This window comes from Pseudomonas sp. 2822-15 (assembly GCF_002742515.1).
Lineage (GTDB): Bacteria > Pseudomonadota > Gammaproteobacteria > Pseudomonadales > Pseudomonadaceae > Aquipseudomonas > Aquipseudomonas salomonii.
The window spans coordinates 1-449 of the sequence record NZ_LJRY01000165.1; the positions used below are offsets into that span (position 1 = coordinate 1).

Genomic DNA, 449 nt, shown 5'->3' on the forward strand with positions numbered 1-449 from the left:
GGAGGTAGCCGATACCGTTTTTGATGATGACCTCCTTGTATTAAGTTATGAGACAGAAGCTGGCAGACGGGTAGATTTAGTACAAGATTTAAATATTCAAGGGCTTGATATATTTGCTCTTCAAAATTTTGTTATCATTGAAGGAATGAACGCAGTTTCACATTTTACCGATGAATCAATTACCGGTATAGGGAACTTCTTAGGTGTATTAAATCGCTTTGAAGAACCGGTAGCAATAGTACAATATACCTTTGTGAATAGAGATGATTTATTTAATACGGAAAGTGATATTCCTTTATATCAGGCTATTGGAAAACAGGCAACTGAAGCAGAAGTTCGTGAATTAGTTGAATCATTAAGTATAATATCAGAATAGAGATAAGGAATATTAGCCTTATTTTTTAAAACAGTAAGAGGTGACCGATTTGGGATTACACGTAGTACTACAT

1 protein-coding gene is annotated in these 449 nt (G+C 34.3%); it reads left to right on the forward strand.

The features are described 5' to 3' along the window. The coding region (locus AOA59_RS32380; RefSeq protein WP_158235227.1) for a hypothetical protein at positions 1-376 on the forward strand (376 nt) is incomplete at its 5' end. Positions 377-449 lie beyond the last annotated feature (73 nt).